Raw genomic sequence first — 21,753 nt, forward strand, 5'->3', positions numbered from 1 at the left:
TAACCGTTTGTTGCATTCGGGTTGGGCGGAACCTCGGAATCGCTTCCTAGCGTCTTCGGCGTGCCAGCAAGTGCGAAGAAGTCTCTGCGGGTCGCCGTCCTCGCGGACTCCGACACCCGGTGGAAGTGGGGAGCGCTCACCGCGCAGCGCCTCACTCCCGCGGCTGCCGAGGTCCGGCTCGACGGCTACCTCCTGCGGGGACGCGCCACCCCCACCGCCCGCCAGCTGAAGGAAGTCGGCGTCCAGGCCGACTCCCTGCGCGAGGTCACCGGCGTCGAGTTCCTGCGCGCGATGAGCGAGGACCCCGACGACCGGTACGACGTCCTCGTGCTCGCGCTGGTCGGCGGCGGAGTGCAGGCGATGCTGCACGGACTGCGCGCCGCCTGGGGCTCCGGCAAGCGCCCCGTGGTCGTCACCGGCTATGTCGGCGTCGTCTACGAGAAGCTCACCGACGGGCTGCTGCTGCGGCACGGCGCCGACCTGGTCCTCGCCAACTCCCGCCACGACGCCGACCGGTTCCGGGCCGTGTACGAGGGTGTGGGCGCCGACGCCTCCTCGGTCACCGAGGTCGCGCTGCCCTTCCTCGGCGGCGAGCCGTACACCGGCGGACACGAGCCGTCCGCGACGCGAGGACGCGGCCCCTGCACCGTGGTGTTCGCGGCCCAGCCGTCCGTCCCGGACAACCGCCGGGACCGCACCTACCTGCTGAACCGCCTCGTCGAGCACGCCCGGAAGCACCCCGAGCGGGAGGTGCTGCTCAAGCTGCGCTCCAAGCCCGGCGAGCACACCACCCACATCGAGGAGCTGCCGTACCAGAAGCTGGCCCAGGGCCAGGACCTGCCGGCCAACTTCCGGCTGGTGTACGGCCACATGGGCGAGGTGCTGGACCGCACCGACCTGCTGGTCACGGTCAGCTCCACGGCCGCCCTGGAGGCCCTGCACCGCCGCATCCCGACCGCGGTCCTCACCGACCTCGGGGTCCGCGAGGTGCTCGGCAACCACCACTTCACCGGTTCCGGCTGCCTCGCCTCCTGGGACCAGCTCGACGCCGGGCACCGGCCGGTGCCGGACGAGGAGTGGGTGGCCCGGCAGGGCGTCGCCGCCGACGGCACCTACGGCACGGCGTTCGACAGCGCCCGCGAGCGCATCGCCCGGCTGCTCGACCGGCCGGGCGGGCTGCCGCCCCTCGCGCCCTACTACACCCCCGAGACCGCGCCCGGCTACCTGCCCGGCATCCTCGCCCGCCACCACCTCGGCCCCGACGGCGTACCGCTGCCCGGTGCCCCCGCCGCCGACAAGGCGCCCGGCCCCGTCCGGCAGATCGTGCGCCGGGCCGCGCGCGGCGCCTACCGGCACGGCGTCCAGCGGGTCGCCCCCGTGATCCGGCGGATGGGCGAGCTGTGACCTCACCCCAAGGAGTAGACCCCATGTCCAACCCGGCAGCGGGCCACGGCGCTTCGATCCGCCGGGTGCTCGCGGTGATCCCCGCGCGCGGCGGCTCCAAGGGCGTGCCCGCGAAGAACCTCGCCCCGGTGGGCGGCGTCCCGCTGGTGGCCCGCGCGGTGCGCGAGTGCCGGGCGAGCCGGCTCGTGACCGACGTCGTCGTCTCCACCGACGACCAGGCCATCGCCGCCGCCGCCCGCGAGGCCGGCGCCGAGGTCGTCCTGCGGCCCGCCGCCATCGCCGGGGACACCGCCACCTCCGAGGCCGCCGTCCTGCACGCCATGGACACCCACGAGACGCTGCACGGCTCCCCCGTCGACGTGGTCCTGCTCGTGCAGTGCACCAGCCCGTTCCTCGTCCGCGAGGACATCGACGGTGTCGCCGCCGCGGTCGCCGAGAACGGCGCCGACACCGCCGTCACCGTGGCCCCCTTCCACGGCTTCGTCTGGCGCGAGGCCGACGAGCCCACCGAGGGCGGCCGTGGCGTCAACCACGACAAGTCCTACCGCCCGCGCCGCCAGGACCGCCCCCAGGACTTCCTGGAGACCGGCGCCGCCTACGCGATGGACGCCGCCGGCTTCCGCGAGCACCGCCACCGCTTCTTCGGCCACACCGAGCTGGTCCGCACCGACCCGGCCCGGGTGCTGGAGATCGACGACCCGCACGACCTGGCCCGCGCCCGCGCCCTCGCGCCCCTCTTCGACGCGGACCGTCCCGGTTCGCTGCCGACCGCAGACGACGTGGACGCGGTCGTACTCGACTTCGACGGCACCCAGACCGACGACCGGGTGCTGATCGACTCCGACGGACGGGAGTTCGTCGCCGTGCACCGCGGCGACGGCCTCGGCATCGCGGCCCTCCGCAGGAGCGGCCTGAAGCTGCTGATCCTGTCCACGGAACAGAACCCGGTCGTCGCCGCCCGCGCACGCAAGCTGCGGCTCCCCGTGCTGCACGGCATCGACCGCAAGGACCTCGCGCTGAAGCAGTGGTGCGAGGAGCAGGGCATCGCGCCGGAGCGCGTGCTCTACGTCGGCAACGACGTCAACGACCTGCCGTGCTTCGCCCTCGTGGGCTGGCCCGTGGCGGTCGCGAGCGCCCACGACGTCGTTCGCGGCGCCGCACGCGCGGTCACCACCGTCCCCGGCGGTGACGGCGCGATCCGGGAGATCGCCAGCTGGATCCTCGGCCCCTCTCTCGATTCCCTCCCCAAGTAAGGACATCCCCTGATGAGCACCAACTCCCGTCTGCGCACCTTCGGTTCGCGCGAGGTCGGCCCCGGCAGGCCCGTCTACATCTGCGGCGAGATCGGCATCAACCACAACGGTGAGCTGGAGAACGCCTTCAAGCTGATCGACGTCGCCGCCGAGGCCGGCTGCGACGCCGTCAAGTTCCAGAAGCGCACCCCCGAGATCTGCACCCCGCGCGACCAGTGGGACATCGAGCGCGACACCCCCTGGGGCCGGATGACCTACATCGACTACCGCCACCGGGTGGAGTTCGGCGAGGACGAGTACCGCCAGATCGACGAGTACTGCAAGGAGAAGGGGATCGACTGGTTCGCCTCCCCGTGGGACACCGAGGCCGTCGCCTTCCTGGAGAAGTTCGACGTCCCCGCCCACAAGGTGGCCTCCGCCTCCCTGACGGACGACGAGCTGCTGCGCGCCCTGCGCGCCACGGGCCGCTCCGTCATCCTCTCGACGGGCATGTCCACCCCGCGCCAGATCCGCCACGCGGTGGAGGTCCTGGGCTCGGACAACATCCTCCTCTGCCACGCTACCTCCACCTACCCGGCCAAGGCCGAGGAGCTGAACCTCCGCGTGATCAACACGCTGGAGAAGGAGTACCCGAACGTCCCGATCGGCTACTCCGGCCACGAGACGGGCCTGCAGACCACGCTGGCGGCGGTCGCGCTGGGCGCCACCTTCGTCGAGCGCCACATCACCCTGGACCGTGCGATGTGGGGCTCCGACCAGGCCGCCTCGGTCGAGCCGCAGGGCCTCACCCGCCTCGTCCGTGACATCCGCACCATCGAGGCCTCCCTCGGCGACGGCGTCAAGAAGGTCTACGACTCCGAGCTGGGCCCGATGAAGAAGCTGCGCCGCGTCACCGGCGTCGTCGCCGAGGCGGAGATCGCCGCGGCGGCGGGCGAGCCGGTCTCGGTGTGAATCCAGGTCACTGACGACGGGACGGTCGTACGCCGATGAGCCCCCGCGCCGGCCAGGCCGGCCACCCCGCCCGCACGCTCGCCTTCGTGGAGAGCCCGGTACAGCTGCTGAACGTACTGGAGTGGGCCCACCTGCACGGCCTGCACGACACCGGCCCTTCCGGCGGGGATTCGGGTGTGCCCTTCGGCTCCGGCCGGGCGGGCTCCGGTGTGCCGCTCGGCCCTGGCGGTGCGGGGCCGGCCGACGCCTCCGTGCCGACGCCGGCCCTGCCCACGCAGCCCGGGCCGGCGCACGTCGCTCCCGCGCACGCCGGCCACGCCGACGTCGGTCCCGCCCCTGCCGGCCCGGCGCCCGCCGTGCCCGCGCAGGGGCGGCGGCTGCCGGCCGGGGCGGTGGCGGCCGGGGCGGTGGCGGGTGGCGCCGGGGCCCTGGCGGGTGGCGCGGAGCTCACCGTCGTCGTGCTGTCCCCGACCGACCCCATGACCCGGGGCCAGCTGCGCCGCATGGCGGACCTGGCCCGCGACGAGGGGTACCGGGTGCGCTGGGAGGAGGCGCGGGGCGGTACGACCGCGCCCTTCCACACCATCGGCGGCCTGGCCGGCTCCCTGCGCCGGGCCGACCGGATCGTCATGGGGGACCCGTTCTCCCGCTACGTGCAACTGCTGCTGACCATCACCCGCGCCCGCGACCTCGTGGTCGTGGACGACGGCACGGCGACGATGGAGTTCGTCGCCCAGCTGGCCCGCGGTGAGCGCCTGGTCCGCTGGCACCGCAAGGGCGGCCGGCCCGGCGCCCGCGACCTGCTCTTCGCGCCGGTCTCCTCCTCCGCCCGGCGCCGCCTCACCCCGAGCGACCGCCGGCGCGTCGAGGTCTTCTCCTCCATGCCGGTGACCGACGTCCCGGACGGCGTGACCGTCACCGCCAACGACTTCGCCTTCACCCGAGCCCGCTTCGGCCCGCCGCGCATCACCCAGAGCGCCGACCTGGTCGGCACCTCCCTGGTGGAGACGGGGGTCGTGGACGGCGACCGCTATGTGGAGGCCGTCCGGAACCTGGCCAAGGCCCACGGCGCCACCCGCTACTTCGCCCACCGCCGCGAGAGCGCCGAGAAACTCCACCGCCTGGCCGCCGAGACGGGCCTGGAGATAGTCCGTCCGGACCTGCCGCTGGAGCTGATCGCCCGCCGGGGCCCGATCGGCCGCACGATCCTCAGCTTCCCCTCCACCGTCGTCCACACCCTGCCGCTGGCCCTGGCCGGCACGGGCGTGCGCGTGGCGGTCTGCGACATCGACCCGACCTGGCTCACCGACAGCGCGTCCCCCCGCGCCCAGGGCTTCCTCTCCGGCGTGACCGGCACGGCCCGCGACGTGCACCGCCTGGCGGCGGTGAGCCCGGCGTAGCCGCCGGCACCGGGCGCCTGAGTACGCGTACTCAGGCGCCCGGTCGTCACGTCTCGGTAGGCTCCTTCACCGCGTGCACGGGACCTGCACGAGAGGGCGGAGGACCGCTGGAGAAGATGACCGAGCGGGCACTCGTGCTCGCCGTAGCCCTGGTACTCACCACCCTGACGGGATGCGGTATGACCGACGACAGCGCTGCCGGCGGCTCCGGGAGCAGTCCTGCCACCAGCTCTGGCGACACTTCCGGCGGTATCCGCTCCGCCGGCATCAGCACCTCGCGGGACGCGTCGGACGCGATGGAGGCGGTGTCCAGCGGCATCTACGACCTGATCAAGGTCAAGGGGAAGGCGTCCGACGGTCGCCCGGGTGTGCAGCAGTGCCCGGGCAAGGACAGGGACACGTACTTCCGGATCTTCCACCCGTGGAGCTTCTACCCCACGTCACCGGCCGATCTCGACGCCGCGATGGAGAACCTCAAGGCGGCGCTGCCGCGGCACGGCTGGAAGATCGTCCAGTACGGCCCGGACACCAGCGTGAACAGGAACGTCGTCCTGATCGCCGACAACGACGAGCAGAAGGCCGGCGTCCACATCACCCGGATGAAGAAGAGGAACCCGCCCAAGCTGAGCCTGACGGTGGTCTCCGGCTGCTACCAGGTCCCCGACGGCCAGGAGGTCGAGCACTTCTAGGCCCGCCCCGCCGTACCCCCGCCCCGCCTCACCCCCGGCGGGCCAGCACGAACCCCCGTGGTCGTGTCTCCTCCGCGGTCGGCTCCCGCAGCACCGTCGCCACCAGGTCCAGGCCGGCGCCCGTCAGCGCCCCGGCGATCTGCTCCGGCGTGCGCCAGTAGTAGTCGAGGTCGATGGCGTGGCCGAACCGCTCGGTCAGGTGCAGCCGGCCGGGCTCGGGGCCGGACTGGAAGCCGAGCAGGGCGTGCCCGCCGGGGGCCAGGGTGCGGCGGAACTCGGCGCAGGCCGTCGACAGCTCCTCGTCCGGCAGGTGGATGGTCGAGTACAGGGCGAGGACGCCGCCCAGGGTGGCGTCGGGCAGGTCCAGCGCGGTCATCGAACCGACGTGGAAACGCAGGGCCGGGTACGCCTGGCGGGCCAGCGTCACCATCGCGGGGGAGAGGTCCACCCCGAACACCGGCACCCCCTGCTCGTGCAGCAGCGCGGTGACGTGCCCGGGCCCGCTGCCCAGGTCGGCGACGGGGGCGGGGCCGTTCGCCGTGACCAGCTCGGCGAAGGTCCTGATCAGGGTGCGGTCCAGCGGGTGGAGGTCGCCGGGAGGGAAGCGGGCGCCGTAGTCCCCGGCGATCGTGTCGTAGGCGGTACGGGTCGTCCGGAGGAAGTCCGCGGTCGAGTCGCTCACGTCGGCGGACCCTACCGGGAGGGCACCGCGGCGTGGTCCGGTTCGTGGACATCGCGCGCGTGACTGCCGTGAACCGTGGTATCCGTGGAAGAGGAAACAGAGGTCTTACCCATCAGAGTTCACCGCCATGCGTCCGCCGGTCAGATTTTATTCCCCTAACGGGCTGAACTTTTGTTGATCGAGGGGTAGTCGACCAGCCGGGCGTCCTACCCTTCAGAGGGTGAAGCAATTGATGTCCGTAGAGTCCGAGGCCGGCCTCCCGGGGGATGTGCTCCCCGGCGTGCTGAGCGAGTCCCTGCACGCCGAACTCGTCGCCTTCCGGCGCGACTTGCACATGCACCCGGAGCTGGGCAACCAGGAGTTCCGTACGACCGCCGCGATCAAGGAGCGGCTGGAGCAGGCCGGGCTCAAGCCCCGCGTCCTGAGCGCGGGCACGGGACTCGTCTGTGACATCGGTCTCGCGGAGGGCGAGCAGCCCTCCGTCCCCCTGCTGGCCCTGCGCGCCGACATCGACGCGCTGCCCATCCCGGACACCAAGAGTGACTGCGCGTACCGGTCGACCGTGCCGGACCGGGCGCACGCGTGCGGTCACGACGTGCACACCGCCGTCGTCCTCGGCACCGGGCTGGTCCTCGCCGACCTGCACGCCAAGCGCCTGCTGCCCCGTCCGGTGCGGCTGCTCTTCCAGCCCGCCGAGGAGGTGCTGCCCGGCGGCGCGCTGGGCGCCATCGAGGACGGCGCGCTGGCCGGCGTCGGCCGTCTCCTCGCCGTGCACTGCGACCCCAAGGTGGAGGCCGGGAAGGTCGGGCTGCGGCACGGGCCGATCACCAGCGCCTGCGACCGTCTGGAGGTCGCCCTCGACGGTCCCGGCGGGCACACCGCCCGCCCCCACCTGACCACCGACATGGTCACCGCCGCCGCCCGGGTCGCCGTCGACGTCCCCGCGCTGATCGGCCGCCGGGTCGACACCCGCGTCGGTCTCGCCCTCACCTGGGGCCGCATCGAGTCCGGCCACGCCCCGAACGTGATCCCGCAGCACGCGGAGCTGTCCGGGACCGTGCGCTGCCTGGACCTGGATGCCTGGCGGCAGGCCCCCGACATCGTGCACGCGGCGATCGACGAGATCGCCACCCTGCACCGGGCCAAGTCCGAGATCACCTACGTGCGCGGGGTGCCGCCGGTCGTCAACGACCGGGAGTCGACCGAGCTGCTGCGCCGGGCCATGGTCGCCCGGCGCGGCATGAAGTCCGTGGAGAGCACCGAGCAGAGCCTCGGCGGCGAGGACTTCTCCTGGTACCTGGAGCACGTCCCGGGCGCCATGGCCCGGCTCGGGGTGCGCCGGCCCGGTGAGCGCACGGTCCGCGATCTCCACCAGGGCGATTTCGACGCCGACGAGCACGCGATCACGGTGGGTGTGGAGATGTTCACCGCCGCCGCGTTCCTTGACGTCAACGGGGCGCGGAGCTGAGCGGACGGCCCCCGGCCGGTCCGTTCACGGGCCGGCCGGGGGCCGCCTTCCTGCCCGGCGCAACACGGATGCAAGCCAATCGTGCACTGTGCGCAACAACGGTGTGGGAGGACCAAGACATCGAGTTCAGGCAGTGTTTGCCTCGAATCGATAACGGCTTCGCGAGAGGGTTTTTTGCGACATCTACGCGCGTTACGATGCCGCGAAGCCGACGCCGCCGGGGCGTTTCGGCCGGAGCACCCCAGGGTGCTCACATCAAGCGCCGCCAAGGCGCTCAGGTCAGGTGAAGGAGCCTTCCCGTGCGCCGGGTAGCCAAGCTTTCCGCTGCGTGTATCGCCTCCGCAGCTCTCGCACTGACTGCCACTGCCTGTGGCAGCACCTCCTCCGACAACGACTCCGGCTCGCCCGCCTCGGGCGACGGCAAGGGTGTCAAGGTCGGTCTCGCCTTCGACGTCGGCGGCCGTGGTGACCGCTCGTTCAACGACTCCGCCGCGCGCGGTGCCGACAAGGCGAAGAAGGAGTTCGGCGGTGACATCAAGGAGCTGACCGCGAAGACCTCGGACACCGAGGCCGACCGCGAGCAGCGCCTGTCGGACCTGGCCGACGCGGGCTACAACCCCGTCATCGGTGTCGGCTACGCGTACGCCGCCTCGATGACCAAGGTCGCCGCGAAGTACCCGAAGACCACCTTCGGCATCGTCGACTCGGTGGTGAACGGCAAGAACGTCGACAGCATCACCTTCACCGAGGAGCAGGGCTCCTACCTGGCCGGTGTCGCCGCCGCGCTGAAGACCAAGACGAAGCACGTCGGCTTCATCGGCGGTGTCGACGTCCCGCTGATCAAGAAGTTCGAGGCGGGTTACGTCCAGGGCGTCAAGGACACCAACCCGAAGATCAAGGTCGACACGCAGTACCTGTCCCACGGCTCGGACACCTCCGGCTTCGCCAGCCCCGACAAGGGCAAGGAGGCCGCGCAGGGCATGCTCGACAACGGCGCGGACGTCGTCTACTCGGCGGCCGGCTCCTCCGGCAACGGCGCCATCGAGGCCGTGGCCGGCAAGAAGGGCGCCTGGGCCATCGGCGTGGACTCGGACCAGTACAGCATCCCGGGTCTGGCCAAGTACAAGAACTCGATCCTGACCTCGGTCGTCAAGAACGTCGACGTCGGTGTCTACGACCTGGTCAAGTCCGTCCACGACGGCAAGCCGCTGACCGGCACCAACACCTACTCGCTCGCCAAGGACGGCGTCTCGCTGTCCACCAGCGGTGGCTTCATCGACGACATCAAGGCCCAGCTGGACGCGGCGCAGAAGAAGATCGTCGACGGCTCGATCAAGGTCAAGACCACCCCGTGACCTGACGGGTCCCGTCGGACCCCGGCTCGGCGGGGGGCGCCCTCCACAGCCCCCGCCGAGCCATAACAATGTGTCAACTCTACGCGTGTAGCACGGAGTTGCCGCGCTAGCGTCGCCGACGCCTGCCCCCTCCCCGCAGCCCCTTTCCCCGAGGAGAGTGCGCCATCAACGCGTCCAGCCCTCCCGCTGCCGTCGAACTGCGCGGCATCACCAAGCGTTTCCCCGGCGTCGTCGCCAACCGCGACATCGACATCACGGTCCGCACGGGCACCGTCCACGCCCTGTGCGGCGAGAACGGCGCCGGCAAGTCCACCCTCATGAAGATCCTCTACGGCATGCAGCAGCCGGACGAGGGCACCATCACCGTGGGCGGCGAACAGGTCGTCTTCCACGACCCCGGCGACGCCATCGCCCGCGGCATCGGCATGGTGCACCAGCACTTCATGCTCGCCGACAACCTCACCGTCCTGGAGAACGTCGTCCTCGGCGCGGAGAAGCTGCACGGCATCGGGGGCAAGGCCCGCGCCCGGATCAAGGAGATCTCCGACGCCTACGGCCTGGGCGTGCGGCCCGACGCCCTGGTCGAGGAACTCGGCGTCGCCGACCGCCAGCGCGTGGAGATCCTCAAGGTCCTCTACCGCGGCGCCAAGACCCTCATCCTCGACGAGCCCACCGCCGTCCTCGTGCCGCAGGAGGTCGACGCCCTCTTCGACAACCTGCGCGAACTCAAGGCCGAGGGCCTCACCGTCATCTTCATCTCGCACAAGCTCGGCGAGGTGCTCTCCGTCGCCGACGAGATCACCGTCATACGGCGCGGCACCACCGTCGGCACCGTCGACCCGCGCGGCACCACCCCCAAGCAGCTGGCCGAGCTGATGGTCGGCAGCGAGCTGCCCACCCCGGAGACCCAGGAGTCCACGGTCACCGACGTCCCGATGCTCACGGTGGACGGCCTGCACCTCGCGCAGACCGACCTCGACGGCATCGAGCGGATCATCCTGGACGAGATCTCCTTCACCATCCACAAGGGCGAGGTCCTCGGCATCGCCGGCGTGGAGGGCAACGGCCAGTCCGAACTGGTCGAGGCGATCATGGGCATGCGCCGTCCGGACGCCGGCGCCGTCACCCTCGACGGCACCGACATCTCCCAGGCCCCGACCCGCGACCGCCGCGAGTCCGGCATCGGCTACATCCCCGAGGACCGCCACCGCCACGGCCTGCTGCTGGAAGCGCCGCTGTGGGAGAACCGCATCCTCGGCCACGTCACCGAGAAGCCCAACTCGCGCGGCGGACTGCTCGACCTCAAGGCCGCCCGCGCCGACACCCAGCGCATCGTCGAGGCCTACGACGTCCGCACCCCCGGCATCGACGTCACCGCCGCCTCCCTGTCCGGCGGCAACCAGCAGAAGCTGATCGTCGGCCGGGAGATGAGCCACCACCCCAAGCTGCTCATCGCCGCCCACCCCACCCGCGGTGTGGACGTCGGCGCGCAGGCGGCCATCTGGGACTACATCCGCGAGGCCCGCCGCGAGGGCCTGGCCGTGCTGCTGATCTCCGCGGACCTGGACGAGCTGATCGGGCTCTCCGACACCCTGCGGGTGATGTACCGCGGCCGACTGGTCGCCGACGCCGACCCCGCGACCATCACCCCCGAGGAGCTGGGCTCCGCCATGACGGGTGCGGCCACCGGCCACCTGGAGCACACAGAGGACGACGCGCGATGAACAAGCTGACCTCACGGATCGACAAGGAGCGGCTGCTCCTCGGCATCGCCGCGCCCCTGCTGGCGGTCGTCGCCGCGCTCGTCGTCACCACCCTGGTGATCCTCGCGACCGGCAAGAACCCCGGCGACGCCTTCAGCGACATGGGGACCTACGGCTTCGCCAGCGACAGCCAGGTCTACATCCTGAACAAGGCGACGACGTACTACCTCGCGGGTGTCGCGGTGGCCATCGGCTTCCGCATGAACCTGTTCAACATCGGTGTCGACGGCCAGTACCGGCTCGCCGCGTTCATCGCCGCCGTGCTCGGCGGGGCGCTCACCGTGCCCGGCTGGCTCGCCATCCCGCTGATCATCCTCTGCGCCATGGCGACTGGCGCCCTGTGGGCGGCCATCGCCGGCATCCTCAAGGTGACCCGGGGCGTCAGCGAGGTCATCGCGACCATCATGCTGAACTCGATCGCCACCGCGGTCATCGCCTACCTGCTCCAGCCCGGCAAGCTCGGCCAGCTGGACCAGGCCGGCACCCTCGTCTCCACCAAGCCGCTGCCGTCGTCCTCGTACTTCTTCAGCTTCGACACCGGCCCGGCCGGTGAGCTGTGGGGCTTCATCGTCATCGCCGTGCTCGTCGGCGTGGCGTACTGGTTCGTGCTCGGCCGCACCCGGTTCGGCTTCGACCTGCGCACCGTCGGCCAGTCCGAGACCGCCGCCGCCGCGAGCGGCGTCGGCGTGAAGAAGATGATCGCCACCAGCATGATCATCTCGGGTGCGGTGGCCGGTCTGATCGGCATGCCGACCTTGCTGAACGACAGCCACCAGTTCAGCAACGACTTCCCGGCCGGCATCGGCTTCACCGGCATCGCCATCGCCCTGCTCGGCCGCAACCACCCGATCGGCATCGCGCTCGGCGCGCTGCTGTGGGGCTTCCTGGAGCGCACCACCAACCACCTGGAGTTCCAGGGCTACGACAAGGAAATCCTCGGCGTCATCCAGGGCGTCATCGTGCTGTGCGTCGTCATCGCCTACGAGGTCGTGCGCCGCTACGGCCTGAAGCGCCAGCAGCAGCGCGTAGGCGCCGAACTCGCCGCCCAGGCCGCCGCCCCGACGAAGATGCAGGAGGTGGCGTGATGACTGCCACGATGACCGACGCGCCGCCGCCCGCGGCGCCCAAGGCGGCGGACGCGCCGCAGCGCTCCGGCCGCTCCCTCGGCCTCATACTCATGATCGTCGCGGGCGCGCTGCTGCTCATCGCCGCCGTCCGCGTGATCACCGGCGCCAACCAGCTCGACTCCGCCGGCCAGGTGGCGGCCGCCCTCGGCCTCGCCGTGCCGATCGGCCTCGCCGGACTCGCCGGCCTGTGGTCGGAGCGGGCCGGCGTGGTCAACATCGGCCTCGAAGGCATGATGATCCTCGGCACCTTCGGCGCCGGCTGGATCGGCTGGCAGTCCAGCCCCTGGCTCGGCCTGCTGTGCGGCATCGCCTTCGGCGTCCTCGGCGGCCTGGTGCACGCCGTCGCCACCGTCACCTTCGGCGTCGACCACATCGTCTCCGGTGTCGCCGTCAACCTGCTCGCGCTCGGCGCCACCCAGTACCTGGCCAAGCTGTTCTTCGCCGACGGCAAGGCCGCCGGGGCGGGCGGCAACCCCAAGCAGTCCCCGCCCGCGGACACGCTGCCCGACGTCACCGTCCCCGGCCTCTCGGACGGCCTCGCGTCGATCGAGAAGCACCACTGGTTCCTGGTCTCCGACCTCGCCGGCATCATCGGCGGTCTGATCACCAACCTGTCCGTGGTGACGATCATCGCCGTGCTGCTGTTCGTCGGCAGCTGGTGGCTGCTGTGGCGCACCCCGTTCGGGCTGCGGCTGCGCTCCTGCGGTGAGAACCCGGTCGCCGCCGAGTCCCTCGGCGTCAACGTCTACCAGTACAAGTACGCGGCCGTGGCCGTCTCCGGCGGTCTCGCCGGCCTCGGCGGCGCGTTCCTCGCGCTGGTCACCTCGCACACCTACCTGGAGGGCCAGACCGGAGGCCGCGGCTACATCGGTCTCGCCGCCATGATCTTCGGCAACTGGCGCCCCGGCGGCCTCGCCATGGGCGCGGGTCTGTTCGGCTACTCCGACGCGCTCCAGCTGCGCAACGGCGGCGTGACCGTCCACGCCCTGCTCCTGCTGCTGGTCGTGCTGCTCGCCCTGCTGGCCGGCTGGAAGCTGTACAAGAAGGCCCTGGTGCAGGGCGTGGTCAGCGCCGTCATGGCCGCGCTGGTCCTCGTCTGGTACCTGCTCACCGACGAGGTCCCCAGCGACTTCGTCGGCGCCACCCCGTACGTCGTCACGCTGCTGGTGCTGTCGCTGTCCGCGCAGCGCCTGCGGATGCCGAAGGCGGACGGCATGCGCTACCGGAAGGGACAGGGCAAGTGACCGGGAAAGCCGCCGACTTCGACTGGGAGGCCCTGCGCGCCGAGGCGCGGGAGGCCATGAGCCACGCCTACGCCCCCTACTCCGGCTACCCGGTCGGCGTGGCGGCCCTGGTCGACGACGGCCGCACGGTCACCGGCTGCAACGTCGAGAACGCCTCCTACGGCCTCGGCCTGTGCGCCGAGTGCGGCCTGGTCTCACAGCTCCAGCGCACCGGCGGCGGCCGGCTGACGCACTTCACGTGCGTCGACGGCACCGGCGCCCTGCTGGTCCCGTGCGGCCGCTGCCGCCAGCTGCTCTACGAGTTCGGCGGCCCCGGCCTGCTGCTGGACACCCCGGCGGGCGTCCTCCCGCTCTCCGAGATGCTGCCCCAGGCCTTCGGCCCGGACCATCTCACCCAGTAAGGCCGTACGGCCCCCCTGCCCCGCTGGCAGGGGGGCCGCGCACTTCGCACCTCCCGGAAGGAACCACACCCGCCATGGCCATGGACGCCATCTCCGTCATCCGCACCAAGCGGGACCGCGGCGAGCTGACCGACGAGCAGATCGACTGGGTCATCGACGCGTACACCCGGGGCGAGGTCGCCGACGAGCAGATGTCCGCGCTCGCCATGGCGATCCTGCTGAACGGCATGAACCGCCGCGAGATCGCCCGCTGGACCGCGGCGATGATCGCCTCCGGCGAGCGCATGGACTTCTCCTCGCTGTCCCGCCCGACGGCCGACAAGCACTCCACGGGCGGCGTCGGCGACAAGATCACCCTGCCGCTGGCCCCGCTCGTCGCCGCCTGTGGCGCGGCCGTCCCCCAGCTCTCCGGCCGGGGCCTCGGCCACACCGGCGGCACCCTGGACAAGCTGGAGTCGATCCCCGGCTGGCGCGCGCTGCTCTCCAACGAGGAGATGCTGAACGTCCTGGACACCACGGGCGCGGTGATCTGCGCGGCGGGCGACGGCCTGGCCCCCGCCGACAAGAAGCTGTACGCGCTGCGCGACGTCACCGGCACGGTCGAGGCGATCCCCCTGATCGCCTCCTCGATCATGTCGAAGAAGATCGCCGAGGGCACCGGCTCGCTGGTCCTCGACGTGAAGGTGGGCACGGGCGCCTTCATGAAGACGATCGAGGACGCCCGCGAGCTGGCCTCCACGATGGTCGGCCTCGGCACCGACCACGGCGTGAGGACGGTCGCCCTCCTGACCGACATGTCCACCCCGCTCGGCCTGACCGCGGGCAACGCCCTGGAGGTCCGCGAGTCGGTCGAGGTCCTGGCCGGCGGCGGCCCCGCGGACGTCGTGGAACTGACCGTCGCCCTGGCCCGCGAGATGCTCGACGCGGCGGGCATCAAGGACGCCGACCCCGCGAAGGCCCTCGCCGACGGCTCGGCGATGGACGTCTGGCGCCGCATGATCGCGGCCCAGGGCGGCGACCCGGACGCGCCGCTGCCCATCGCGAGGGAGCAGCACGTGGTCAAGGCCCCGGCCTCCGGCGTCCTGACCCGCCTCGACGCGTACGACATCGGCGTCGGTGCCTGGCGCCTCGGTGCCGGCCGGGCCCGCAAGGAGGACCCGGTGCAGGCGGGCGCGGGCATCGAGCTGCACGCCAAGCCGGGCGACACGGTGACCGAGGGCCAGCCCCTGCTGACCCTGCACACCGACACCCCGGAGCGCTTCGAGTACGCGCTCCAGGCGGTGGCGGGCTCCTACGACATCGCGGCCCCGGGCACGGCCTTCCAGGCCACCCCGGTGGTGCGGGAACGTATCGCCTGAGCTGCGCCCGCGGCCGTAGGCCGTTCATGTCACGGCCCTTTCGGGTGAACGGGACCGGTGGACCTGCACCGGTCCCGTTCGGCATGCTCGGATCGGCTGACGCACCGACAGGGGACCGCCATGAGCGCACGCATCGTCAGCCAGGACTCCGACCAGAACTGGGACGACCTCGTCCGGTACTGGGAGGAGATGGAGTGGCCCGAGGGCAGCAAGGTGGAGATCATCGAGGGGATCATCACCGTGTCACCCGCTCCCGCGTTTCGCCACAGCGTGATCGCGGCCCGCATCCAGCGTCGCCTCTACTCCGTAGTCCCCGAAGACCGGGGGATCTTCCAGACGCTGGCCATCGCCGTGCCGTCGCGGCTGGGTATGTTCATCCCGGACTTGCTGGTGGCTCCGGTGCGGGAATGCGCGGAGTCGGACTCCCACATCCCCGCCGCCCTCGCCGAACTCGTCGTCGAGGTCACCTCCAAGTCCAACGCCGGCCACGATCGCGTCAGCAAGCCCGCCGCCTACGCCACCGCCGGTATCCCGCTGTACCTCCTGATCGACCGCTGGGCGCCCAAAGGCCCCACCGCGACGCTCTACGGCGAGCCGAAGGGTGACGTCTACCGGGTCCTCAAGGCGGTCAAGTTCGGCGACCTCATCGAGCTGCCGGAGCCGTTCGGCCTCACCATCGACACCGGCGAGTTCCCGGTCGACTGACCGGCGTCACCCCGACACTGCCGCCCCCCCCGCCGGCCGGACCGGCACCGCGGCCCCGCCACCGCCCCCGATGAGTTCCGCCCGCCCCACCGGTCTACCGCACGTGGATGCCGAGACCCCCGCCGTGCTGGTGCTGCCCGGGCCCGTCCGTCGGGACGACGTGCCGGGGCTGTGTGCCGATGTGCGGGCGCTGCTGGAGGCCGGCGGGACCGGGGTGGTCGTGTGCGACGTGGGCGGGCTCGGGCATCCGGGACTGGCGGCCGTCGACCTGCTGGCCCGGCTGGAGCTGACCGCCCGCCGGGCCGGCGGGCGGATACGGCTGCGCGATCCCGACCCCGCGCTACACGCCCTTCTCGGCCTCGTCGGACTCCGCTTCCAGGTGGAGGGGCAGACCGAAGAGCGGGAACCAGCGCTGGGTGTCGAGGAAGCAGTGGAATCCGGTGATCCGGCCGTCTGAGATCTCCAGCACCTGCACCGCCCACGGGCTGAACCCGCCGTTGTCCGGGTCCGGCTTGTAGTGCGCGAAGCCCGGCAGGCCGTTGGCGCGGACCGGCAGCAGCCGGGAACCGGCGCAGGAGGCGCCCAGGGTCGTCATGAAACCGGTGATGTCCGCGGTGCCGCGCAGCCACAGGTCGAACGGCGGCATCGTCATGATGGCGTCCTCGTGCAGCAGCGCCGTCAGCGCCGTCATGTCGTAGCCCTCGAACGCCTTGACGTACCGCTCCAGCAGCTTCTGCTGCTCCTCGTCCAGCGGATCGGACACCGCCCCCTCGGTACCCGCGTCCCCGCGCTCCGCCAGCGTGGCCCGGGCCCGCTGCAAGGCGCTGTTCACCGAGGCGACGGTGGTGTCCAGCAGCTCGGCCACCTCACTCGCCTTCCAGGCCAGCACCTCGCGCAGGATCAGTACCGCCCGCTGCTTGGGCGGCAGCTGCTGGAGGGCCGCCATGAAGGCGAGCCGGATCGACTCCTTGGCGACCGCCGCCTCCGCCGGGTCCTCCACGACCGGCAGCACGCGCGCGTCCGGCATCGGCTCGAGCCAGGTGTTGTCCGGGCGCGGGGAGAGCGCCGCCCGCGCGAGCGGGGTGGCCTCCGACAGGTCCATCGGCCGGGCCCGCTTGCTGCCCGCCGCCAGCATGTCCAGGCACACGTTCGTCGCGATCCGGTACAGCCACGAGCGCAGGCTGGAACGGCCCTCGAACTTGTCGTAGCTCCGCCAGGCCCGCACCAGGGTGTCCTGCACCGCGTCCTCGGCCTCGAAGGAGGAACCGAGCATCCGGTAGCAGTACCCGGTCAGCTCGGTCCGGTGCTTCTCCAGTGCGACGTCCAGATCCGCCGTCGCCGTGCTGTTGCCCATCGTCCACCCACCCCTGTGGCCGTCCCCGTAGCGCGCCGTCGCGCTCCAGCACTTGGGAAGCTACCGCAGCCCACTGACAATGGCCCCCGGAGTGGGGAAAGGCCCAGCTCACAATGGTTGCTCGGAGAAGCCGGGCGGCGTGCGCCGGGTCAGTGCGCGCCGGGTCAGTGCGCGCCTGCCGGCTCCCGCCGCGCCGCCACCCGGGCCGCCCGCGAGCCCAGGACGGTGATCGTGACGACGCCGAGGACCGCGAGGAGGCCGACGCCGACCGTGCCCGCCCACCCGTCGGCGTGGAACGCCAGCGCGCCGACCGTGCTGCCGGCACTGGAGCCGATGTAGTACGCGGACTGGTACAGCGCCGACGCCTGGGCCCGGCCGTGCGTGGCCGTCTTGCTGACCGTCGAGGAGGCCACCGCGTGCCCGGCGAAGAAGCCCGCCGTGATCAGCACCAGACCCGCCAGGACCAGCACCAGCGAGGCGGTCAGGGACAGCAGCAGCCCCGCCGCCGTCGTACCGCCCGCGAGGTACAGCGCGCCCCGGCGGCCGAGGCGGCCCACCAGCCGGCCCGCGGCCGACGCGGAGACCGTGCCCACCAGGTAGACCAGGAAGATCGAGCCCACGATGCCCTGCGGCAGCCCGAACGGCGCCGCCGTCAGCCGGTAGCCGATCACCGTGTACACCCCGCCGAACACCGTCATGAACAGCGCGCCGATCGCGTACAGGCGGCGCAGCAGCGGGTCGGAGAGGTGGTCGCGGACGGTGCCGAGCAGGACCCGCGGGCGCAGCGAACCCGCCGTGAAGTGCCTCGGGGCCGGCAGCAGCAGCCGGAAGGCCACCGCGCACGCGACCGCGACCGCGCCGATCACCCCGACCGACACCCGCCAGCCCCACTCCTGCGCCACCCAGCCGGTGATCACCCGGCCGCTCATGCCGCCCACGCTGTTGCCCGCCACGAACAGCCCGATCGCCGTGACCAGCGCCTTCGGCCGCACCTCCTCGGCCAGGTACGCCTGCGCCGAGGCCGGCAGCCCGGCCAGCGCCGCGCCCTGCACCGCCCGCAGCACCACCAGCGCGCCGAGCGACGGCGCGAACGGCACCAGCATGCCGACCGTGACGGCCACGGCCAGCGAGGCGGTCATCACCGTACGGCGTCCGAACCGCTCCGACAGCGCGCTCATCGGCAGGACGAACAGCGCCAGACCCCCGGTCGCGGCGGCCACGGTCCAGCTCGCCTCGCTCGCCGCGACCCCGAACTCCCCGGAGATCAGCGGCAGCAGGGCCTGGGTGGAGTAGAGGAGGGCGAAGGTGGCGACCCCGGCGAGGAACAGGGCGAGGCTCATCCGGCGGTAGCCGGGGCCGCCCGGGGTCAGCCGGGAGTCGGAGCCGGAGTCGGGGGTGCGGAGGGACGGAACGGCGCCCAGGCCGGTGGGCGCCCCGGTACTGGCGGGAGACATGCTCCGAACGTAGACCGGCCCCACTCATGCGTCCAATGCATGGAATCGCCATAATCGTTCCCATGGCGCATCAGCGGAGTTCACCGGCGCGACTGTCACCGTCCAGTGACGCAGAAGACATGGCGCTGTTGCTCGCGCCCCGCCTCGCGTACTTCGCCGGCGTGGCCCGCACCGAGCACGTCACCCGGGCCGCGCGGGAGCTGGACGTCCCCCAGTCCACCCTGTCCCGGGCGATGGTCCGCCTGGAACAGGACCTGGGCGTCGACCTGTTCGCCCGGCACGGCCGCACGGTCTCCCTGACCACCGGCGGCCGCACCTTCCTCGCCTCCGTCGAGCGGGCCCTCGCCGAGATCGAGCGCGCCGCCGAGGAGGTCCGCGCGGACGCCGATCCGGCCACCGGCAAGGTCGCCTTCGGCTTCCTGCACACCATGGGCGCCGAGACCGTGCCCGGCCTGCTGCACGCCTTCCGCGCCGACCACCCGCGCGTGCGCTTCAGCCTCGTGCAGAACTACGGCGAGGCCATGCTGGAGGGGCTGCGCGCCGGCGAACTCGACCTCTGCCTCACCTCACCCGTCCCCGACGCGCCCGACCTGGTCGCCCGGCGCCTGGACGAGCAGAAACTGCGCCTGGTCGTCCCCGCGGACCACCGCCTGGCGGGCCGCCGCCGCATCCGCCTGGCAGAGGCGGCCGAGGAGACCTTCGTGACCCTGGAACCGGGCTACGGCCTGCGCCGCATCACGGACGACCTGTGCCGCGAGGCCGGTTTCAAGCCCCGCATCGCCTTCGAGGGGGAGGAGGCGGAGACGCTGCGCGGCCTGGTGGCGGCGGGCCTCGGGGTCGCCCTCCTGCCGCCCCCGACCGTCCCGCGCCCGGGCGTGGCGGAACTGACGGTCACGGCCCCCAGGGCGGTCCGCGAAATCGGCGTGGCCTGGCCGGCCGGCCGCCCCGACACCCCGCCGGTGGCGGCCTTCAAGAAGTTCCTGCTCTCCAGGAGGGGCAACCTGCTGCCCGGCTGAGGGACGCCCGGCCTACCGTTTCCACGACTTGCCGAACCCCGCGGCCAGCGGCATCCGCAGGCCGATCGGCGGGGGCGCGGCCAACGCGTCCTCCACGGGGCGGGACACGGCGTGCCCGAACAGCGCGCCCATCACGAAATCCACCGTCAGGCACAGCACTTCGTCCCGGTACCCGTGCAGCCCGTGCCCGTCGGAGTGCACCTCGAACCGGCACACCTCCCGGTTCGCCTTCTTCGCCCGCGCCGCGAACCGGAACGACAGCTCCGGATCGGTCCGGTCGTCGTTCGTGCCGTGGACGATCAGCACCCGCCGCCCGACCAGCTGCTTCACCGGCTCGGGCGGCGCGGCGACGTCCTCCTCCGGCATCCAGGGGGCCAGCGCCACCACGGAGTTAACCGCCTCGTGCCCGCCGGCCCGCAGCGCCGCGCGCCCGCCCATGTCCACGCCCACCAGACACACGGGAACGTCCCCGTACCGCCGTACGACCTCGTCGGCGGCCCACCCGGCATCGGCCGCCGGATGGGCCTCGCTGCCGTTCCAGCCGCGGTAGCGGTACTGCACCGGATGGACGGCCAGCCCCTCGTCCCGGCCCGCGCGGGCGAGCGCGCGGCCCAGGGAGCGGACGAGGGTCAGCGCCCGGACAGGGGACGGCCGGCGGACGGAGACCTCCTCCCCGCCGGGGAGCAGCAGCACCGCTCCGCTCACCGACGTCGGCTCCGCGCCGACTGCCTTCCCCAGCCCGGCCGTTCGGACCGGCGTCGCTTGTCCCATGGCAGAACAGTGTCAGAACGGCGCGGTGTACTGAACCCGTGCGTCCGGTCACCGTTGGGTATCGACGGAAAAGCGCCGGGAAACCGCTGTGGCGCACACCGGGCCCTCTACGCGCGTAGGAGTTAGAGTGCGGAAATGACGAGCCAGACCGCACCCACCGGGAACGCCCCCACCGCGGACCAGATCCGCCGGGCGCCCAAGGTACTGCTGCACGATCATCTCGACGGCGGGCTCCGCCCGGGCACCGTCGTGGACCTCGCCCGGGAGACCGGGTACGCCGGCCTTCCCGAGACCGACCCGGACAAGCTCGGCATCTGGTTCCAGGAGGCCGCCGACTCCGGCTCGCTGGAACGCTATCTGGAGACCTTCCGGCACACCGTCGGCGTGCTCCAGACCAAGCAGGCCCTGACCCGGGTCGCCCGCGAGTGCGCCGAGGACCTCGCCGAGGACGGGGTCGTCTACGCCGAGGTGCGCTACGCGCCCGAGCAGCACCTGGACCGCGGGCTGTCCCTGGAGGAGGTCGTCGAAGCCGTCAACGAGGGGTTCCGGCAGGGGGAGCGGCTCGCCCGCGAGAACGGCCACCGCATCCGGGTCGGCGCCCTGCTGACCGCCATGCGGCACGCCGCCCGCTCCCTGGAGATCGCCGAACTCGCCAACCGCTACCGGGACGCGGGCGTGGTCGGCTTCGACATCGCCGGCGCCGAGGCCGGCTACCCGCCCACCCGGCACCTGGACGCCTTCGAGTACCTCAAGCGCGAGAACAACCACTTCACCATCCACGCCGGCGAGGCCTTCGGGCTGCCGTCCATCTGGCAGGCGCTCCAGTGGTGCGGGGCCGACCGGCTCGGACACGGGGTGCGGATCATCGACGACATCGAGGTCCGCGAGGACGGCTCGGTGAAGCTGGGCCGGCTCGCCTCCTACGTGCGCGACAAGCGGATCCCGCTGGAACTGTGCCCCAGCTCCAACCTCCAGACCGGGGCCGCGCCCTCCTACGCCGAGCACCCCATCGGGCTGCTGCGCCGGCTCCACTTCCGGGCCACCGTGAACACCGACAACCGGCTGATGTCGCACACCACGATGAGCCGGGAGTTCGAGCACCTTGTCGAGGCGTTCGGTTACACGCTCGACGATCTCCAGTGGTTCTCCGTCAATGCGATGAAATCAGCGTTCATTCCTTTCGATGAACGACTCGCCATGATCAATGACGTCATCAAGCCCGGATATGCCGAGCTGAAATCCGAATGGCTGTTTCGGCAGACCGCGTCCACCAGCGGTTCTGGCGGTTCCGGGGCCTAGCGGACGGGTGCTTGCCGGACCGGAATGCGGGCGTGCTCTCACACGGCGTCCGCATTTCG

Annotated in this window: 20 protein-coding genes; 16 read left to right on the top strand and 4 right to left on the bottom strand. The window is 72.0% G+C overall.

What is annotated here, in order from left to right:
- The first annotated feature begins 60 nt into the window (after positions 1-60).
- The 5 genes from AB0947_RS04120 (at position 61) to AB0947_RS04140 (ending at position 5,697) form a co-directional block, all read left to right on the top strand.
- Positions 61-1,404 carry a DUF6716 putative glycosyltransferase gene (locus AB0947_RS04120; RefSeq protein WP_366748678.1) on the top strand — a complete coding sequence of 448 codons (1,344 nt, stop codon included), beginning with the start codon at positions 61-63 and terminating at the stop codon, positions 1,402-1,404.
- 23 nt (positions 1,405-1,427) lie between these two features.
- Positions 1,428-2,657, top strand: coding sequence for an N-acylneuraminate cytidylyltransferase (locus AB0947_RS04125; protein WP_366748679.1), 1,230 nt, complete (start codon positions 1,428-1,430; stop codon positions 2,655-2,657).
- A gap of 12 nt (positions 2,658-2,669) precedes the next feature.
- On the top strand, positions 2,670-3,608 hold the full coding sequence (locus AB0947_RS04130) for an N-acetylneuraminate synthase family protein (RefSeq protein WP_366748680.1): 939 nt from the start codon (positions 2,670-2,672) through the stop codon (positions 3,606-3,608).
- 35 nt (positions 3,609-3,643) lie between these two features.
- Complete coding sequence (locus AB0947_RS04135) at positions 3,644-5,008, top strand: hypothetical protein (RefSeq protein ID WP_366748681.1); 1,365 nt, start codon at positions 3,644-3,646, stop codon at positions 5,006-5,008.
- A 116-nt stretch (positions 5,009-5,124) separates the two neighbouring features.
- On the top strand, positions 5,125-5,697 hold the full coding sequence (locus AB0947_RS04140) for a hypothetical protein (RefSeq protein ID WP_366748682.1): 573 nt from the start codon (positions 5,125-5,127) through the stop codon (positions 5,695-5,697).
- Between the two features lie 28 nt (positions 5,698-5,725).
- Here AB0947_RS04140 and AB0947_RS04145 read toward each other — a convergent pair whose 3' ends face one another.
- A complete protein-coding gene (locus AB0947_RS04145; protein WP_366748683.1) occupies positions 5,726-6,379 on the bottom strand; it encodes a class I SAM-dependent methyltransferase in 654 nt (217 codons plus the stop codon).
- Between the two features lie 232 nt (positions 6,380-6,611).
- Here AB0947_RS04145 and AB0947_RS04150 point away from each other — a divergent pair, with 232 nt between their 5' ends.
- The 9 genes from AB0947_RS04150 (at position 6,612) to AB0947_RS04190 (ending at position 16,257) form a co-directional block, all read left to right on the top strand.
- The gene (locus AB0947_RS04150; protein WP_366748684.1) at positions 6,612-7,847 is read left to right on the top strand and encodes an amidohydrolase; all 1,236 of its coding nucleotides are present in this window, start codon (positions 6,612-6,614) and stop codon (positions 7,845-7,847) included.
- 299 nt (positions 7,848-8,146) lie between these two features.
- On the top strand, positions 8,147-9,202 hold the full coding sequence (locus AB0947_RS04155; RefSeq protein ID WP_366748685.1) for a BMP family ABC transporter substrate-binding protein: 1,056 nt from the start codon (positions 8,147-8,149) through the stop codon (positions 9,200-9,202).
- A 164-nt stretch (positions 9,203-9,366) separates the two neighbouring features.
- Entirely contained in the window at positions 9,367-10,926 is a 1,560-nt protein-coding gene (locus AB0947_RS04160) for an ABC transporter ATP-binding protein (RefSeq protein WP_366748802.1), read from the top strand.
- Positions 10,923-12,050: an ABC transporter permease gene (locus tag AB0947_RS04165; protein WP_366748686.1), complete on the top strand. Its 1,128-nt coding sequence runs from the start codon at positions 10,923-10,925 to the stop codon at positions 12,048-12,050. Before AB0947_RS04160 ends, AB0947_RS04165 begins: the two co-directional genes overlap by 4 nt.
- Positions 12,050-13,336 carry an ABC transporter permease gene (locus AB0947_RS04170; protein WP_366748687.1) on the top strand — a complete coding sequence of 429 codons (1,287 nt, stop codon included), beginning with the start codon at positions 12,050-12,052 and terminating at the stop codon, positions 13,334-13,336. Before AB0947_RS04165 ends, AB0947_RS04170 begins: the two co-directional genes overlap by 1 nt.
- Positions 13,333-13,737, top strand: coding sequence for a cytidine deaminase (locus tag AB0947_RS04175; protein ID WP_366748688.1), 405 nt, complete (start codon positions 13,333-13,335; stop codon positions 13,735-13,737). Before AB0947_RS04170 ends, AB0947_RS04175 begins: the two co-directional genes overlap by 4 nt.
- An 80-nt stretch (positions 13,738-13,817) precedes the next feature.
- Complete coding sequence (locus tag AB0947_RS04180; protein WP_366748803.1) at positions 13,818-15,095, top strand: thymidine phosphorylase; 1,278 nt, start codon at positions 13,818-13,820, stop codon at positions 15,093-15,095.
- Between the two features lie 120 nt (positions 15,096-15,215).
- Positions 15,216-15,800, top strand: a complete 585-nt coding sequence (locus AB0947_RS04185) for a Uma2 family endonuclease (RefSeq protein WP_366748689.1) — start codon at positions 15,216-15,218, stop codon at positions 15,798-15,800.
- Positions 15,801-15,870: 70 nt separating this feature from the next.
- Entirely contained in the window at positions 15,871-16,257 is a 387-nt protein-coding gene (locus tag AB0947_RS04190; RefSeq protein WP_366748690.1) for an STAS domain-containing protein, read from the top strand.
- On the opposite strand, the gene AB0947_RS04195 is transcribed toward AB0947_RS04190, so the two are convergent.
- A complete protein-coding gene (locus AB0947_RS04195) occupies positions 16,141-17,154 on the bottom strand; it encodes a sigma-70 family RNA polymerase sigma factor (protein WP_366748691.1) in 1,014 nt (337 codons plus the stop codon). The genes AB0947_RS04190 and AB0947_RS04195 overlap by 117 nt on opposite strands.
- A 164-nt stretch (positions 17,155-17,318) precedes the next feature.
- Entirely contained in the window at positions 17,319-18,608 is a 1,290-nt protein-coding gene (locus AB0947_RS04200) for an MFS transporter (protein ID WP_366748692.1), read from the bottom strand.
- Positions 18,609-18,670: 62 nt separating this feature from the next.
- On the opposite strand from AB0947_RS04200, the gene AB0947_RS04205 reads away from it, so the two are divergent.
- Complete coding sequence (locus AB0947_RS04205) at positions 18,671-19,624, top strand: LysR family transcriptional regulator (protein ID WP_366748693.1); 954 nt, start codon at positions 18,671-18,673, stop codon at positions 19,622-19,624.
- A gap of 12 nt (positions 19,625-19,636) precedes the next feature.
- On the opposite strand, the gene AB0947_RS04210 is transcribed toward AB0947_RS04205, so the two are convergent.
- The gene (locus tag AB0947_RS04210) at positions 19,637-20,395 is read right to left on the bottom strand and encodes an alpha/beta hydrolase (protein WP_366748694.1); all 759 of its coding nucleotides are present in this window, start codon (positions 20,393-20,395) and stop codon (positions 19,637-19,639) included.
- Positions 20,396-20,530: 135 nt separating this feature from the next.
- Here AB0947_RS04210 and AB0947_RS04215 point away from each other — a divergent pair, with 135 nt between their 5' ends.
- Complete coding sequence (locus AB0947_RS04215; protein ID WP_366748695.1) at positions 20,531-21,694, top strand: adenosine deaminase; 1,164 nt, start codon at positions 20,531-20,533, stop codon at positions 21,692-21,694.
- Positions 21,695-21,753 lie beyond the last annotated feature (59 nt).

The organism is Streptomyces sp. NPDC047841, assembly GCF_040704085.1.
GTDB lineage: Bacteria > Actinomycetota > Actinomycetes > Streptomycetales > Streptomycetaceae > Streptomyces > Streptomyces argyrophylli.